The organism is Cohnella endophytica (genome assembly GCF_003628305.1).
In the GTDB taxonomy this organism is placed as follows: domain Bacteria; phylum Bacillota; class Bacilli; order Paenibacillales; family Paenibacillaceae; genus Cohnella; species Cohnella endophytica.
In genome coordinates this window covers 76725-93724 of sequence record NZ_RBZM01000004.1, presented here as the reverse complement: position 1 = coordinate 93724, position 17000 = coordinate 76725, and the positions used below count along the sequence as shown (strand labels likewise).

The window sequence follows — 17000 nt, the reverse complement described above, 5'->3', positions numbered from 1 at the left end:
CGGTACTCGCCTCCTTCTTCTGAGCTGTTATTTCGCTTCGTACCAATTGCTGCCCATGCTTACGTCTGCCCGCAACGGTACGTCCAATTGCAGAGCGGTGCTCATGACATCCGGCACCAAACGTTTCATAAGATCCAACTCGTCTTCCGGCACCTCGAACACCAATTCATCGTGTACCTGCAGGAGCATGCGGCTTTTCAGCCCGCGCTCCAATATCGCTTCGTTCATTCGCATCATGGCCAATTTAATGATATCCGCCGCGGTTCCTTGAATCGGCGTATTCATCGCCGTCCGTTCGGCGAACGAACGAAGGTTGAAATTTGAATGGCGAATTTCAGGCAAGTAACGGCGACGTTCCAGCAACGTCGTGACATAACCGTCGTTTCTCGCCTGCTCCACGATGCTGACCATATATCTTTTGACGCCAGGAAACGCTTGGAAATATTGCTCGATGAACTCGGCGGCTTCCCGACGCGTAATATTCAAGTTCTGCGAAAGCCCATAATCGCTTATTCCGTATACGATACCGAAGTTAACGGCCTTCGCTTGTCGCCGCATGTTCGCGTCCACTTGGTCCGGCTGCACGCCGAAGACGTCCATCGCGGTTTTCGTGTGGATGTCCATCTCGTTCAAGAAGGCTTCCTTGAGTCCTTCGTCCCCGGAAATGTGGGCGAGCACGCGAAGCTCGATCTGCGAATAATCCGCCGCGAGAATCGTCCAGCCCGGCTCGGAAGGCACGAATGCCTTGCGAATCTGACGGCCTTCCTCCATGCGGATCGGAATGTTCTGCAGGTTCGGGAATTGACTGGATAACCTTCCGGTGGCTGCGATCGTCTGCCGATAGAACGTATGGATTTTGCCGCCGTCCAATCGAATTTCCTTCAGCAAGCCTTCGATATACGTCGATTGCAGCTTGGTGAGCTGACGGTAATGCAGGATACGCCGAACGATTTCGTGATACGGCTCCAGCTTTTCGAGCACTTCGGCGTCAGTAGAATACCCTGTCTTCGTTTTCTTGATGACTGGAAGTCCGAGCCGATCGAACAACACTTCCCCCAATTGCTTGGGCGAACCGATATTGAATTCGAAGCCCGCCGACTCGTAGACGGCCGACGTCGTCTCCTCGATCCGGCGCTGGAACTCCGTTCCAAGCTCCTTCAACGTTTCCGCGTTAACCGAGATCCCTTGCTTCTCCATGCCCGCGAGCACGCCGGATAACGGCTGCTCCAGTTCGTAATACAGGCGATGCATGCCCAATTGCTCCAACTGCTCAGCCAGTAACGGCATCATCCGGCGAACGGCATCTGCTTTGGCGGCCAGATGCTTCGCAATAGCATCGTCTTCGGGAACGCGGAACTTCGCGCCTTTGCCGTAGACGGCTTCGTCCGAGAGGATCTGTCCCAAGCCGTAACGTTGCAGCAGCCCGTGAAGCGAAGGATCGGCTTCGGTCGGATCGAGCAAATAGGCCGCGAGTTGTACGTCGAACGCTTGTCCCTTCAAAGAGATTCCGGAACGCGCGAGCACGAGCTCGACCCGGTGAAGGTCGTAGCTGCTCTTCGGAGCGTCGGCGTTCTCGAGCCAGGAGACCAAGGGACGTGCCTCCGTCGACGCTAACAGACGATACGGAACGACGTAACATTTCGCCTCCGACACTACGGCGATTCCGATTCCTTCAGCCAGGTGCGGATTGTCGCCGTAGGATTCCACAAGCACGGCCTCCGCGGCCGTAAGCGCATCGTTCAAGCCGGCCCAACCTTCGGTCAAGACGTTGATCACTTCGTAATGGGAAGCTGTTTCCGCGCTAGCCGCCTCGGCGGCTTCGTCCGCCGCGCCCAAGTTGAGGCGATCGGAGAGGTTCCGGAACTCTAGCTTGCGGAATGCCGCTGCAAGAGCCGCGTTATCGTAACCGCTCCAAGCGACATCTTCCAAGGTGCGCTCCAACGGAACCTCGCGATAGATCGTCGCAAGCTGCTTGCTCATGCGGGCGCTTTCCATATTCGCCTCGATATTTTCGCGCAGTTTGCCTTTGATGTCCTCCACGTGCTCCAAGACGTTCTCGACCGTTCCGAACTCCTGTAGCAGCTTAAGCGCCGTTTTCTCGCCGACGCCGGGAACGCCCGGAATATTATCGCTCGCGTCGCCCATCAGTCCTTTGAGGTCGATGATCTGGGCAGGCACGAGTCCGTATTTCTCTCCGATCGCTTGCGGCGTGTACCGCTCGACTTCGCTTACGCCCTTGCGCGTGATCAACACGCTTACCCTGTCGCTCGCCAATTGCAACATATCCTTGTCCCCGGATACGACGATCGCGGATTTCCCTTGATCTTCCGCGAGCTTCGCCAGCGTGCCGATAATATCATCCGCTTCGTAGCCGGCCAATTCGAATTGCGGGATAGAAAATGCCTGCAACAGTTCCTTGAGCAAAGGGAATTGCTCGGACAGCTCGGGCGGCGTTTTCTGCCTGCCGCCTTTGTATTCCGCGTACCCTTCGTGCCGGAACGTAATCTTGCCCGCGTCGAACGCGACGAGCACATGACTCGGCTTCTCTTCTTCCAGCACCTTAAGGAGCATCGTCGTAAATCCGAGCACCGCGTTCGTATGCAATCCGCTGCTGTTCGTCAGCGGAGGCAGCGCGTAGAAAGCTCTGTTTATGATACTATTGCCGTCTATTAACACCAGCTTGTCCATTTCGTTGCTCATAGCGGAACGCCCACCTCACCGACATTTTTCATTACGAATATCATAACATACTGCCACTAGCGTCGCACCCCGAAGCTCGTTTCCAGTCTTGCTCCTATGACCTTGAACATGAAAAAAACCGCCCCCGGCATTTACGCCTTGGGGACGGCTCCTACGATTGCAGCTGTCGGATATTCGCTTGGCCGTCCGATCAGGTAACCCTGACCGTAATCGAAGCCTATCGCCCGAAGCAGCCGCAGTTCCTCCGGGCGTTCGATGCCTTCCGCCACCGTGCGGATGTTCATTTTCTTGGCGAACCTTACGAAAGTGCGCAGCATATGCTTCTTCATCTCGTCCTTATCCGCCATGCTGATGAGGGAACGATCGATTTTTATGTAGTCCGGACTTAACTCGACGATCGACTGCAAAGAAGAATAGCCTGCTCCAGCATCGTCGATCGCGATCTCGTAGCCTTGTCTGCGATAGTGCGCCAATATTTTTTTGGCCGCCTCGAAGTCGTCGATCGAGCTGCGCTCCGTAAGCTCGAACACGACCTGCCCCGGGTGGAGTCCGCGTTCGTCCAGCCACCTCACCGTCTGTCCGGATACGAAATGAGGATCGTTGATGATGCTCATGGTGACGTTGATGAATATTTTCTGAACCGTTCCCAGCGTCGGGCAGTGCCGGATCGCCTTCTCCCTCGCCAGTCTGTCCAGCGCAAAAGCCATGTTGTGCTTTTCCGCGAACTGAAACAATGATAAGGGACCGTCGAACAGACTTCCCTCCGGACATCTTGTCAACGCCTCGTATCCGAATACCCGGCCGTCGCCCAGCTTCATGATCGGTTGGTACACGCTCTTAATGCTGCTCTCCGCAAGCAGGTGCTCGAGCTCGAAGCGGAGTTCCCAATCTTTGCGATTGTGCTGCGATTCGCGAATTTGCGAGGCCACTTTCAGCACGCCTTCATAGATGACATCCCTGGGCGTCGCTTCGGTCAATCCGTGAAGCATAGAGCAACCGATCCCGTGTTCTCTATACCAGGTCCCTTGCGCCGGCTCGTAGAACGCGCCGCCGGACTCCGCGATCATGGCGTCCCGAACCCGCTTTGCCAAACCTCGCAAATAAGCCTCGCTATCTTCTAAGCAAAGCCCTAAGGGCACTTCCGCATACAGCCATAGATGACCCGCCATCTCGTCGCCGAACCAGATGTCTTCTCGACCGATCGACGATTGAAGCCATTGCCGCCAATTGAATTCCTCTTCCCATTGCCGGGTAACCGATCCGCTCGTGCCTTCGTTCAGATCGATACCGATCAGACCTATCGAAGGATGGCGCTCGGCGCGTACGATCGCCTGATCCAGCCCAAACCAAGATGAATTCATATTCAGCACCATCTTCCGCATATGTTCCGTAAATCCTAATTTACCAATGAAATGTAAAGTCGAGACCCAATCTTTGTTAATAGGCCGTTAAATCGCGGGAATGATCGGTTATCCGTTCCTGTACGAGCGAATCGCCAGGAATCAGCTTTGCTTTTTTCTTCAGCGAAGCTGCCTTTTCCGACAGGCTCTCGGGCGTCCAGCCCTCGGTCGACTGGCAGAGAAGCAACGATAACGACATCGACAGTCCCGATGCTTCGTTCACGGGCATCCCCTTGCGATCAAGAACCGGCCCCTCATGATTGCCGGTGTATGCCCCTATGCCGCGTTTGAATCGCCCGATGATATCCTGTGACATGGCCTCGACGTCCGTCCCGGATGCAATGACGATAAAATCATCGCCCCCTATGTGGCCTACGAAGCAATCGGCCGATGCTCTTAGCTTCACGGTTTCAAGGAGAGTTTCGCCGGTAAATCGAATCACGTCGTCTCCTTTATGGAATCCGTACTGGTCGTTATACCATTTGAAGTGATCCAAATCCGCGTATAACACCGCGAATTCTTTCCCCTCCGATAACCTGCGAATCAACTCGCGGCGAATCGGTTCATTACCGGGCAACCCCGACAGAGGGTTCGCCCATTGGGCGTCGGCCATACGCGTCTGCGTTACCCATTCCAGCATCGATTGGATGGAGGCGATGCCCAACACCGCTCCGCCGCGGGTAATAATAACCGCGTCGTACAGCTTGTCCGGCTCTCGCCCCATCGCCATCTGCGAAGCTTGATCGACGGGGATCGACTCGTCGACGATCATAGGATAGGAATCCATGATCTTGCCGACCGCGCGATTCCAATAAAGCGGCAATCCGAATTGGCCGGACAACAGTTGATGCAGCTTTTCCTTCATCAGAAGTCCGATGGGCTTGCCATCGTCCGAGATGACGAGACCTTGCGCCTCCTTATGCAGCTCGAAGTGACGGGAAATTTCCGATACCGGAGTGTCGCGACCGAATAGCTTAACGGGCATCGCCAACTCCGATACCGTCCCCGAAGCTCCCTTATACCGCATGTTTACTTGGGAGCGAATCGTACTCTGCACGCGTTGCGAAGATCCTGCTGCTTCCTCGTGCCCGCCGCCGATCCAATCGCCCTGCGCGTAATTCATGCCGCTGGCGACGAGCGCGGGAAGCTGCCCTTCCCGATCGAGGCCGTCGGCGATCAATACGATCTGCTCCTTGCGGCTCAAACTCATGAGCGCTTTCAGCAAGCTTTCTTCGACCGAATCGATTCCTGCGTCGCCGATCCATCTTACGTCCATTCGCGCGTAATCGGGATGCATTTCTTTCATTCGCCGCAAAGAAGCCAAATCCGGTATCCGATCCGACAACGCGATTCGAAAGCCTTGGTTACGATAATGTCCTAACGCCGCTTTGATCGTCGCGCTCGGCTCGTCCTCCCCTCCGATCAGGACAAGAACGACATGCTCGGGACGCAAATTCGCCGCTTCGATTCTGCGAAGCGTACTCCCCGGATATAACCTCGGATCGAAAATGATCTTGGCAGGAACGGGCAAGAATAGCTTCACGTCCCCATGGCGCGACGGAAAACCGCGAATGGCGGCTTCGCGGAACCGCCGATCGCATTCGAACAGGTTGCCCGTCTGTTCGGCGTTAGCGTAGAAAGTTTTCAGATCGATCGATGCGCCGCCGCGATCAGGCTCTACGGGTATCGCTTCGTAGCCGTAAAGAGATCCGTCAAGCAAGGAAATGATCGGCTTGTAGCGTACCTTGATCTCCGTTTGGACGGGAACCGCGCCATGTTCCGTTAACGGAAAGCGCAGCATCGGGCTATTCGCGAAGAACATTCTTTTCCATGCCTCTTCGTAAGCGAACAGCAAAGCCTCTTCCCATGTCCGTGCGGACGAACGAGAGCTCTCCGATTTGTTCTCGGATTTTCGTTGCTCCGACGCAGTCAGCCTTCCGAATCCGCAACGAAAGCTGCTTCCCGCCTCCAGGGTCCGGGACAACGGGTAATCCATAAAAGCTCGTCCAGCCAAATCCCGAAGCAGGAACGCCATTCTGCCGGCGGCGACCTCGCCTGCTTCGCCTTCGTCTCCGGGTTGCGCCTCCACCGCCTCCAGCGAAACCATGATAATCAGGTTCGCCTCGTATAACGTCCACCCGATTACGGAATCCGACACCTTGGCGAATCGATAGGCTACCAAACGCATAAGCCGGGCAATTCGAAGAGAAGCTTTGACGGAACCCGTCTCGTTCAGTTCCGCGAAGGCTTGCCCGCCTTCCCATCGTACAATGAATAACCCGCAACGCTGCGGATCGATTGCCAAGCTCTTCAATCGAGTCGCAAGATTGGGGTCTAACCATCCGTAGGCTTCGTTCATTCTCGTATGCCTCCGACCGACGATTCCGGACCATTGCCCGGTATTATAGTGCTCGTTAACGCTAACTTAACACGATAACGTTATCGTTTACGCCTTCTTTGGTTATCCGGGTGTAAAATAGGCAAAAACCGCGTTCTTCCGGGGAAGACGCGGCTCGCGATTGTTCACTTGTATTGATTTATTGATTCAAATCCGGACGTTTGCCGGTCATCAGATACACGACGCTCTCCGCGATGTTCGTCGCGTGATCCGCGATCCGTTCGATATAGCGGCCTACGAAGCTTAGCAACATCGCTTGGCCGACCGTCTTCGGATTCTCGACCATAAGGGAGAACAATTCCCGGATGATCTGGGAATATAACGCATCGACTTGATCGTCGTCCTTCGCGCTCTTGTACGCGAGATCGACGTTCTCATCCACGTAGGATTGAAGAGATTCACTAATCATAACCGTAACGAGCTCGGCCATTCTCGGCAGGTCGATGAGCGGTTTAATGAGCGTTTCTCCGTCCAAGCGGATGACGACCTTAGCGATATCGACGGACAAATCGCCCATGCGTTCGAGATCGGACGAGATTTTGAAAGCGATCAGAATACGACGCAAGTCTTTGGCGACCGGTTGTTGCGTCGCGATCAGCTTCGCTCCGATTTCGCTGATTTTCTCTTCCATCTGGTTCAGCTCGGTATCGGATTTCACGATCCGTTTGCCCGTTGCCACATCGCCGTTCTTTAATGCTTCCATAGACTCGATGAGTGCTTGTTCAACTCGATTGCCCATTTCCACGAGCACTTTCGTCATTTCTTCCAACCCATGATCGAACTCCAGGCGTTTTACCATCATCCCTATCCATCCTCCTTCGGAATCAACCGAACCGTCCGCTAATGTAATCTTCCGTGCGCTGGTCTGTCGGATTGGAGAACAGCTGTTCCGTCTCCGAATATTCCACGACTTCCCCGTTTAGGAAGAAGACGGTCTGTTGAGATACGCGAGCCGCTTGATGCATGTTGTGCGTGACCATAACGATGGTATAGCGGTCTTTCAGTTCTTGCGCGAGCTCCTCGATTTTAAGCGTGGAAATCGGATCGAGCGCCGAAGTCGCTTCGTCCATGAGCAGAATGTCCGGTTCGACCGCCAATGCGCGGGCGATGCACAGACGTTGCTGCTGACCGCCGGATATGCTGTAGGCGGAACGCTTCAGATGGTCCTTCACTTCGTTCCAGAGAGCGGCGGAACGCAAGCTTGTTTCGACGATTTCGTCCAGTTTCTTGCGATCGGAAATGCCATGGAGCCTCGGGCCGTAAGCAACGTTATCATAGATCGATTTCGGGAACGGATTCGGTTGTTGGAACACCATGCCCACGCGCTTGCGCAGCGTTTCGACGTCGACTTCCTTCGAATAAATATCGGTGCCCGCGATTTCGACCTTGCCTTCGATTCTTGTGCCCGCGATCATGTCGTTCATTCGGTTGAACGTGCGGAGCAAAGTGGATTTACCGCAGCCCGACGGTCCGATGAACGCGGTAATGGCTTTCTCCGGAATTTCCAAGTTCACATGCTTCAGGGCGTGGAAATCTCCGTAGAATAAGTCCAAATCATTGATTTCGATCAGGGAGTTCATGGCTAATTCTCCTTTTCGTTCTGATGAAAATAATGCTATTTATCCGAACCGCCCCGTGATGTAGTCGTTCGTCTCAGGTCTTTGGGGATTCGTAAAAATCTTAGGGGTATCGTCGTATTCCACGACTTCGCCATTGAGGAAAAAAGCCGTTTTCTCCGAAACGCGCGCCGCTTGATGCATGTTATGCGTCACGATAACGATGCAGTAATCCTGCTTCAGCTCGGAGATCAATTCCTCGATCTTGGAAGTGGAGACGGGATCCAGCGCGGAAGCCGGTTCATCCATGAGGATAATATCCGGTTTGACGGCGATCGATCGGGCGATGCACAGACGTTGCTGTTGACCGCCGGAGAGCGCGAGCGCGGAGTTATGCAGCCGGTCCTTCGTTTCTTCCCAGAGCGCGGCTTTTCTCAGCGATTGCTCGACGATTTCGTCCAGCTTCTTTTTGTTTTTCGTTCCGTGATAACGCGGACCGAAAGCGATGTTCTCGTAAATCGATTTATGGAAAGGATTCGGGCGTTGCCACACCATGCCGATCTTCTGACGAAGCGAAACGACGTCGGTCGACGGACTATTGATGTTCTGATCCCTGATCCAGATTTCTCCGGTTACCGTACAGTTAGGTATAAGGTCGTTCATTCGGTTCAAGCTGCGAAGGAACGTCGACTTTCCGCAACCGGACGGTCCGATGAGCGCGGTGACCTGCTTGGCGGAGAAATCGAGCGACACGCGCTTAACCGCGGCATGATCGCCATACGATACGGTCAAGTCTTTGGCAGACAATCCGATAGACTGCACGCGATTACCTCCTTTATTTAATGGCCGTGAATTTGCGATACATGTAACGGCCGAGCCATCTTGCCGCGAAATTGAACACTAGAACGGTGATTACGAGAACAGCGGAAGCTCCGGCCGCGATTTGTGCCGCATCCGGCGCCAAGCCTTCCGAATTGATTTTCCAGATGTGAACCGCGAGCGTCTCCGCGGGCCGGAACGGATTCAATGGCGAGAACGGGCTTAGCGGATTCCAATTCGTGAAGTCGAGTCTCGGCGAGCTCATGCCCGCCGTGAAGAGCAAGGCGGCCGCCTCTCCGAATACGCGCCCTGCGGCGAGAATCGTTCCCGTCAGGATGACCGGCATGGCAATCGGCAGCATTACGGAAGTGATCGTTTTCCATTTCGACAATCCGAGCGCCAAGCTTGCTTCCTTCTGTTCGCGAGGAACGCCTTTAAGGCCTTGCTCCGTAATCCGGACCATTAACGGCAAGTTAAATACCGTAAGTGCCAGAGCGCCCGAGAAGAGCGAGAATCCGAAGCCGAACAAGTTAACGATCACCAGCAATCCGAACAAACCGACGACGATCGACGGCACCGAGGACAGTACCTCGACGATCAACCGAATTCCGCTCGTGATTTTGTTAGCCGGCGCGTATTCGCTCATGTAGATTCCGGCGCCCAAGCCGATCGGAATCGTAATGATCATCGTCAGAACGAGCAGGAATACCGAGTTGAATAGCTGCGGACCGATTCCGCCGCCTTTGCGAATCGTCTCGGGAGCGGAAGTAAGGAAATGAAAGCTGATATGGCCGACTCCGCGATAAAGAATGAAGCCAAGCAATCCGGCTAACACTAGAACGATAAAAGCGGCAACCCCGACGATTACCGCGGTTGCGATTTTGTCCGCCGTTTTGGCGCTCATAGCTTTTTCCTCCCTTCCAGCCAACGCACGATAAATACGAAGACGAACGTCATGAACATCAAGATCAAGGCCAAGGACCATAACGCGTTGTTCGCGACCGAACCCATCGCGGTATTGCCCATGCTGAGCGTGATCGCGCTAGTCAACGTAGATGCCGATTCGAATAACGAATGCGGAATGTGAGGCGCGTTGCCGATGACCATCTGTACGGCGAGCGCTTCGCCGAATGCCCGCGCGATACCTAACACGATCCCCGTCATTAGTGCGGGGAGGGTCGTAGGCAACACGATGCGATATATGGTTTGCCAACGCGTCGAGCCTAGCGCGTAAGAGCCTTCCTTAAGGCCCTTAGGCAACGCAGCCAACGCATCGGTTGCAATCGTAGTTATCGTGGGAAGAATCATAACCGATAAGACGAGCGCACCCGCCGCGATCCCGACTCCTTGTCCGGGGAACACGTCGCGGAAGAACGGAACGATGACGCTTAAGCCAACGAAGCCGTACACGACGGACGGGATGCCCGCCAACAGCTCGATGACCGGCTGCAGGTAACGACGTCCGAACTTCGGAGCGATCTCGATCATGAATACCGCCGCGCAGAAGCTAAGCGGAGCCGCAATAACGGCGGCCAGTATGGATGTACTAAAAGAACCGAAAATAAAGGGCAAAGCGCCGAATACAGGCGGTTGGCCGTCGGGAGACCATTTGAGCCCCGTAACGAGGTTGGTCAAGCTCACATGGTTCACGAAAAAAGTGCTAAGTCCTTTGGAAGCGACAAAATATACGATGGATACGATTGTGGTTATAAGGAAAGCGATGCAGAGCAAGGTATATACTTTGCCTACCCACTCTTCCGCAATATGCGGTTTCGCTTTTTGCCGTTCTAGCGATTGAGCCATGTATCTCTCCCTTTACACAGCCAATCAAGAGGCAATACGATCTGCCTCTTGATTGGCGTATGATATGGAACTGAATGATTATTTCGTGATGTTGCCGTCCACATCGCGTTTAACTTGCATTTTGTTAGCAGGGATATAACCAAGCTCTACAACGTCGCCGTTTTGCACTTCGTCGCTCATCATGTAATCAAGGAATGCTTTAATTGCGGCATCCGGCTCGCCTTTCGTATACATGTGCTCGTAAGCCCATACCGGATAAGTTCCGTTCGCTACATTATCAGCCGATGCTTCTACGCCTTCGTATTTAACCGCTTTGACGGAATCGTCCAGGTAAGACAGCGCCAAGTAACCGATCGCTCCCGGAGTTTCGCCTACGAGTTTCTTAACCGTACCGGAGGAATCTTCTTGGATCGAGCCTTGCAGGTCTTCCGACTTCTGGCCCAGAGCGAATTTCTCGAACGTTGCGCGAGTACCGGAGCTCGACGGACGGTTGATGATTTGGATCTTCTGATCGTTGCCGCCTACGTCTTTCCAGTTCGTTACTTTACCGGTGAAAATATCGACCAACTGTTGTTTCGTCAGGTTATCGATCGTGATGTCTTTATTAACGACTGCCGCCATGCCGACGACTGCGACTTGGTGATCGACAAGCTCTGCAGCTTTAGCCGCATCCAGCTTCTCTTCGGCGAATACGTCGGAGTTACCGATCTGGGATTGGCCTTCCGATACTTGAGTCAATCCTGTTCCGCTTCCGCCGGCTTGTACTTGTACGGATACGCCGGAGTTCGCGTCCATGAATTTCTTCGATACTTGATCGACCAGAGGTTGCAATGCCGAGGAACCGGATGCTAGGAACGAACCTGACAAGCTGCTGCCTTCACTAGCGTTACCACCGTTACTGCTATTATTTTTTTGGCCGCATGCGGCCAGGGCTACCGTCAACGTCAGAACCATCAACAACATTACCGTTTTTCTCATTACTCGTAGAACCCCTTCCGAATCTCGTGTTATTTGGCTTACAGTTCATATTGTAGAAGGCGGGAGTTCGTGTAATGTTTTCGGTATGTTAACGCTGTGAAAAAAATGCATACACTACATCTATGTGGGTGTTAATATTATAGACAAAGTTAATAATGCTTAGCGAAAGCGAGGAATACGTCATCCGTCTATTAAAATTGAGAATTCTAAGTCTCATTGATCGTTATAAACAAGTAACCGCCGTAGCTAACGCGCTAGAGATGAAACAACCCACAGTCAGCTTTCATATGAAGAAGATGGAGACGGAATGGGGGGTAAAACTGTTCGAGCCGAGAGCGGGCAAAATCTTCTTGACCGCGGCGGGCAAAATGTTGCTTCCTTACGCTTCGCAGATCAACGCGTTATATGCGGAAGCGGAAACGAAATTAACGGAATGGCGCGATAACGAAAGAACGATGTTACGAATCGGTTGCACGGATTGCGCGATGGCATCGATTGCCGAAAGCGATTGGTTCGCCGCCGTTAACGGGCTGCCGAATGTCCAAGTCTCGATGACCACGGACGAGGAGGAAATGCTCTATTCCAGATTGCAAGCCGACCGGTTAGACCTCGTGTTATGCGGGCAACCGCCTCGTGACGCCTCGCGGTTGCAGTTCGAGAAGCTGACCGCTTCTTCGTTGCGGCTTATCGTACCAGCGGATCATCCATTGACCCGGCAAATAGAGCTTGTCCCTCAAGATCTGTATTCTTATTCCTTCTATGATCTTACGGAGTATTCCGTTCATGAACTCGTTGCAATATGGAGAGATCAGCTAGCATTGAAGTTGAAGGTGAATGCAAGATACGATTCCGTCGAGATGATATTCCGAGCCGTCCATGCTCAGGGCGGTCTTGCGGTATTGCCGGAATGCGCGCTACCCGATCCCGCGGGACGGGTAGCTTTCCTTACGCTTCCGGGTCATTCTTCGCAGTGGAGCCTATATGCATGTTGGAGGATGAACTTCTGGAATCCTGCTCTGCTCAGGCAGGTCATCGGGTCCATCTTCTAGCGATTTTTACGATCCTTGATCCATAACGGAATCCGGAAAACAATGTTGAACATAAGAATCACGAACACGAGAACGGCTGCCGCCTTATCGGATATCGATACCGCATCCGGCACGATCGCTTCCGACTGGACGTACCAGAGATGAACCGCAAGCGTCGCCCCCGGGGAAAATAAGTTGAAGTCCCACATCTCGCCGGACGTCGAGACGCCTGCCGTAAGAATGATGACCGCGCTTTCCCCGAATGCCCGACCCGCTACGAGGCAAATCCCCGTCACGATTCCGCTGATCGCGGTAGGAATAAGCGCGCGCCGAATCGTTTGCAAGTGGGTTGCTCCGAGCGCGAAGGACGCTTGCTTCAATTCTTTCGGTACTGCGCGAATGGCCTCTTCCGTGACTCGCGTCATAACCGGAAGGTTGAGGAACGCCAAGCTAACCGCGCCGCCGATAATCGTTAAGCCGATTCCGAGCATCTCGACGAACAGCGCGATCCCGAACAAGCCGAAGATGATCGAAGGTACGGACGCCAGGCCCTCTACGCACACCCTGACAAAGCCGATCAGCTTGTTGTTGGGCGCGAACTCGGCCAAATAAATACCCGCGGCCATCCCTAGCGGAATGGAGATAAGGAGGGAAATGACCAGCATATAGAAGGAATTGAATAATGCCGGACCGATGCCTCCCCCTTCCTCCATCTCGCTAGGCAATCCCATGATGAATCCCCAAGACAAGCTCGGTAGTCCCTTTTCCAGAATCAGGAACAATAGCGCCAAGATGAACAATACGATAATGGCGGATATTCCCCAAACGAAAACGGTGAAAAACCGATTTTTGACATGGTTCAAGTTTTTTTCCGAACGGAACGCGTTCTTCGGAGCATTGGGAGCATTCGTCGTCGCCATATTCATTGTTGTGCCCCCTTACGTTGGAACATCCGAACGAGCACGATCATAAGCAACGAAATAATAAGCAACAGGAATCCCATCATGTACAGCGCGTTATTCCAAGTCGAGTCGAACGGAACGTTCGCGATCTGCATGACGATATTGCTCGTCAGAACCGATGTTGGCTTGAACAACGCATCCGCCAATTGAGGCGTATTCCCGATGACCATAACGACGGCCATCGTTTCGCCGATCGCGCGCGCCATGCCCAGTATGACGGCATACATAATACCGCTGCGGGCAGCCGGGACAATGACTTTGAAGATCGTTTGGAATCGCGTCGCGCCAAGCGCATAGGAAGCATCCCTGTATTTTCTCGGAACTACGCTAATCGCATCGTCGCTAATCCGGCTAATCGTCGGCAGCACCATTATCGTTAGCACGATAGCGGCCGCGAGTATGCCATCGCCCATGTTCGTTCCCGTTAAGTCGCGCAAGAGCGGAATAAGAATCGTCAAGCCAAGAAAGCCATAGACGACAGAAGGAATTCCGACAAGCAGATCCAGAACGGGACGAAGGATGTTTCTCAACCATTTCGGAGCCACTTCGGCCAGGAATACCGCAATAATGACGGAGAGCGGAACCGAGATGACGAGCGTCAATAACGTAAGCGCGAAAGTTCCGAATATGAATACGAACGCGCCGTAGCTCTCGTTCTCGGGAGACCAATCCGTCGAGAAGAAGAAGGTCATCGGCGAAACGTCTTGGAACGTAAGCACGCCCGTACGGAACATGAAGAACAAGATGCTGAACAACACCAAGCACACGAACACCGCGCTTGCGATACAAGCGATTTTAAAGAAACGGTTGTAGATCAGTAGCCTGTTTTTCCGATCGAACTTTTTGCCCGATCCGGCTTTGATGCTTCCTCCGAGTTCGGAGGCGCCGGTCCCGATGATCGGCCTTTGAGCAGAAGATTCCAGTTGCATGAAGATGTCCGTCCTCCCATGAAGAAACCAGCTAGCGCGGTCGCTATGCTGGCTTCTTCCCCAATGTGTGGTTAATGGAGCCTTATGAAATTACTTGATTGCGGAAAGCGGAATGAATTTCAACTTTTTAAGCGAACCGTTTTGGAACTTCGTGCTTTGGATGTACTCGATGAACGCTTTAACCGCGCCTGTAGGCTGGCCTTTCGTCATGAAGTTTCCGTAAGCCCATACTTTATAAGTACCGTTGACGACATTCGCTTCCGTTGGAGCCACGCCGTTGATTTGCATAGCTTTCATATTGCTTGTTACGTATACCAAATCGATATAACCGATTGCGTTAGGAGTCGTTTCGATCGCGGTTTTCATGTCTCCGCTCGATTTGACTTCTTTGTAGTTGCTGCCTTTAGAGAGGAAGTCCGCGCCTTGCAGAGCTTTCATTTGGAAGTTAACGCGAGTACCGGAACCGAACGCGCGGTTAACGAGGATGATGTCGGCATCGGAGCCGCCTACGTCTTTCCAGTTCGTAACTTTACCGGAGAAAATGTCTTGCAGCTGTTTCGTCGATAAGTCGTTCACTCCGACATTTTTATTCACGACTGCCGCAAACGGGATAATCGCAACTTTATTAGCTACTTGACCATCGAACTTCTTGAAGCCCGGAACATCCATGGAAGCATCCCAGTCGCAAGCGCCGATATCGGCGATGCCTTTGCGTACGGATTGAGGTCCGGTTACGGAACCAGCGGCGGAAGCCGAGATTTTTACTTTCGGATTCAGCTTCTTGAACTCGCTCGCCGCTTGAAGCGTCAGCGGAAGAAGGGCGGAAGAACCGTTAATTACGATTTTGCCGCTCAGGGAGCTGGAAGCACCCGCTACGGATACGGAAGAAGTGACTAGCGCGATCGCCATGGCGGCGACGGATAACGATTTGAATAATTTCATGATTCGAAAATCTCCTCTCGATTAGTTATTATCGGGTTGTTGGTTTCCAGTGTCCGTCAATATCCACGTACACATGGCCGTTATTGATTACCGCGAATGGAGCTCCTGCTTTAACTACGATTTCGCTCACGCTGTCGGAGACGGTGTAAATTTGCTTAGCCGTGCCCGTGGCAGGATCGATCTCGTAGATGAATTGGTTCGAGCCATTGCCTTCCGTAAGCACATACCATTTGCCGTTCGACAACGTTGCTTGGTATACGTCTTTGTCGGCGAACAGTGTTTTAACCGTTTTGTCTTTGCTTACTTGCACCAGCGTGGATTTCACGTTGTCGTCCGCGCTTACGCTTACATATGTTACGCTCGAACCGTCGGCTGCAGCTTGAATGAACACTTTATCGTCCGCTGCCGTCGTCAATTGCGTCGGCTTGTTGTCTTTGATCGAAGGATCGTTGACGAACAGGAAGATTTGCGGCTCGGTACCCTTCATATCGATCGTTACATCGTCCGCATCGACCGGTTTGTTCGCGTCGGCTACGACCGCGCCCGGCTTCGTTACCGTATACGTGAACGTTTTGCCGTCGGCGGATACGCCCAAGTTCGCTTTGTAATCTACTTTGTCGTCGAGAATTTTGGAAATCGTTCCGCTAGTCACGTCCAACTTGGCGATTACGCTTCCTTTATCTCCTTGCAGGAAGTAAAGAGCCGAACCATCGGCGGACCATACCAGTTCAGGCTTAATCGAAGTATCCGCGCTGATTAGCGACGATGTCTTCGAGCCCAGATTGATCACATACACTTCGCCCGTAGATTTCGTGTACGCGGCTCTCACACCGTTCGGGGAAACGACCAGCTCAGAAGCGTCGGCAGCATCCAACAGCGATGCGTATTTGCCTGTTTGCGCGTTGATCAAGTAATCTACGCGGCCTGTTTCGTTCTCGAGGGAAGCGATAATGGTCGACGGATCCGCGAATTGGATGTGGTCGACGTCGGCCAGCAGGTTAGCGTCGATCCAAGTGGCGCCGGATGCGTCTTTCGCGAATTGCGCGCCGAGAGCTTGAACGTAAGACTTCAATTCTACATATGTAGTGCCTTTAACCGCTTTTACCGGAACCGACAGTTTTTGCTCGACGCCGTCGACTTTGATGGAAGTGCTGTCCAGCTTGAGCTCTACCAGATGGCCGTTGAGTTTCGCTTGAACGATACCGCCTTTAAGTGCTTGAAGCGAAGCGCCGAGTCTTGTGCTCAATTCTTTCACGGACACGAGCGTTTTGCCTTTTTCGAAGAAGGTGCTGAGGTTAACCGATACTCCGTTTACGATATAAGCCGAATTGATTACCTGTACCGCGCTCGCTTTCGTTACAGTTGCCGCGGATGCCACACCGACTGCGGATACCCCTACAGCTAACGCTAACACAGATACCATTGACGCTTTTTTTAGCAACATCGACTCTGATCACCCTTCTGATTATGGTAGATTTAATCTTA

General features: G+C 53.0%; 14 protein-coding genes. 1 reads left to right on the top strand and 13 read right to left on the bottom strand.

Translation table 11 applies throughout. From position 1 onward, the window contains the following. Nucleotides 1-27: 27 nt before the first annotated feature. From polA to D7Z26_RS07035, 9 genes are all read right to left on the bottom strand, one after another. Entirely contained in the window at nucleotides 28-2688 is a 2661-nt protein-coding gene (gene polA / locus D7Z26_RS07075; RefSeq protein WP_120976478.1) for a DNA polymerase I, read from the bottom strand. A 143-nt stretch (nucleotides 2689-2831) separates the two neighbouring features. Further along, complete coding sequence (locus D7Z26_RS07070; protein ID WP_158602229.1) at nucleotides 2832-4061, bottom strand: EAL domain-containing protein; 1230 nt, start codon at nucleotides 4059-4061, stop codon at nucleotides 2832-2834. Nucleotides 4062-4137: 76 nt separating this feature from the next. Next, nucleotides 4138-6459: a GGDEF domain-containing protein gene (locus D7Z26_RS07065; RefSeq protein WP_120975367.1), complete on the bottom strand. Its 2322-nt coding sequence runs from the start codon at nucleotides 6457-6459 to the stop codon at nucleotides 4138-4140. A gap of 178 nt (nucleotides 6460-6637) precedes the next feature. Further along, a complete protein-coding gene (gene phoU, locus D7Z26_RS07060; protein WP_120976476.1) occupies nucleotides 6638-7297 on the bottom strand; it encodes a phosphate signaling complex protein PhoU in 660 nt (219 codons plus the stop codon). A gap of 25 nt (nucleotides 7298-7322) precedes the next feature. Further along, nucleotides 7323-8078, bottom strand: coding sequence for a phosphate ABC transporter ATP-binding protein PstB (gene pstB, locus D7Z26_RS07055; protein WP_120975366.1), 756 nt, complete (start codon nucleotides 8076-8078; stop codon nucleotides 7323-7325). A 39-nt stretch (nucleotides 8079-8117) separates the two neighbouring features. Next, nucleotides 8118-8876: a phosphate ABC transporter ATP-binding protein PstB gene (pstB, locus tag D7Z26_RS07050; protein ID WP_120975365.1), complete on the bottom strand. Its 759-nt coding sequence runs from the start codon at nucleotides 8874-8876 to the stop codon at nucleotides 8118-8120. Nucleotides 8877-8889: 13 nt separating this feature from the next. After that, nucleotides 8890-9777 carry a phosphate ABC transporter permease PstA gene (gene pstA / locus D7Z26_RS07045; RefSeq protein WP_120975364.1) on the bottom strand — a complete coding sequence of 296 codons (888 nt, stop codon included), beginning with the start codon at nucleotides 9775-9777 and terminating at the stop codon, nucleotides 8890-8892. Then, nucleotides 9774-10676 (bottom strand): phosphate ABC transporter permease subunit PstC, encoded by a 903-nt coding sequence (gene pstC, locus D7Z26_RS07040; protein WP_120975363.1) that lies wholly within the window; start codon nucleotides 10674-10676, stop codon nucleotides 9774-9776. Before pstC (D7Z26_RS07040) ends, pstA (D7Z26_RS07045) begins: the two co-directional genes overlap by 4 nt. A 78-nt stretch (nucleotides 10677-10754) precedes the next feature. Next, on the bottom strand, nucleotides 10755-11654 hold the full coding sequence (locus tag D7Z26_RS07035; RefSeq protein ID WP_120975362.1) for a phosphate ABC transporter substrate-binding protein PstS family protein: 900 nt from the start codon (nucleotides 11652-11654) through the stop codon (nucleotides 10755-10757). A 155-nt stretch (nucleotides 11655-11809) separates the two neighbouring features. On the opposite strand from D7Z26_RS07035, the gene D7Z26_RS07030 reads away from it, so the two are divergent. Beyond that, nucleotides 11810-12703: a LysR family transcriptional regulator gene (locus D7Z26_RS07030; RefSeq protein ID WP_120975361.1), complete on the top strand. Its 894-nt coding sequence runs from the start codon at nucleotides 11810-11812 to the stop codon at nucleotides 12701-12703. On the opposite strand, the gene pstA (D7Z26_RS07025) is transcribed toward D7Z26_RS07030, so the two are convergent. The 4 genes from pstA (D7Z26_RS07025) to D7Z26_RS07010 all read right to left on the bottom strand — a co-directional run bounded on the left by pstA (D7Z26_RS07025) (nucleotide 12700) and on the right by D7Z26_RS07010 (nucleotide 16959). Continuing rightward, entirely contained in the window at nucleotides 12700-13602 is a 903-nt protein-coding gene (pstA, locus tag D7Z26_RS07025) for a phosphate ABC transporter permease PstA (RefSeq protein ID WP_120976474.1), read from the bottom strand. The genes D7Z26_RS07030 and pstA (D7Z26_RS07025) overlap by 4 nt on opposite strands. Nucleotides 13603-13604: 2 nt before the next feature. Further along, nucleotides 13605-14573, bottom strand: coding sequence for a phosphate ABC transporter permease subunit PstC (gene pstC, locus D7Z26_RS07020; protein WP_120975360.1), 969 nt, complete (start codon nucleotides 14571-14573; stop codon nucleotides 13605-13607). Between the two features lie 90 nt (nucleotides 14574-14663). Then, nucleotides 14664-15515 (bottom strand): phosphate ABC transporter substrate-binding protein, encoded by an 852-nt coding sequence (locus D7Z26_RS07015; protein WP_120975359.1) that lies wholly within the window; start codon nucleotides 15513-15515, stop codon nucleotides 14664-14666. Nucleotides 15516-15543: 28 nt separating this feature from the next. Further along, nucleotides 15544-16959 carry a stalk domain-containing protein gene (locus D7Z26_RS07010; protein ID WP_120975358.1) on the bottom strand — a complete coding sequence of 472 codons (1416 nt, stop codon included), beginning with the start codon at nucleotides 16957-16959 and terminating at the stop codon, nucleotides 15544-15546. Nucleotides 16960-17000: the final 41 nt, after the last annotated feature.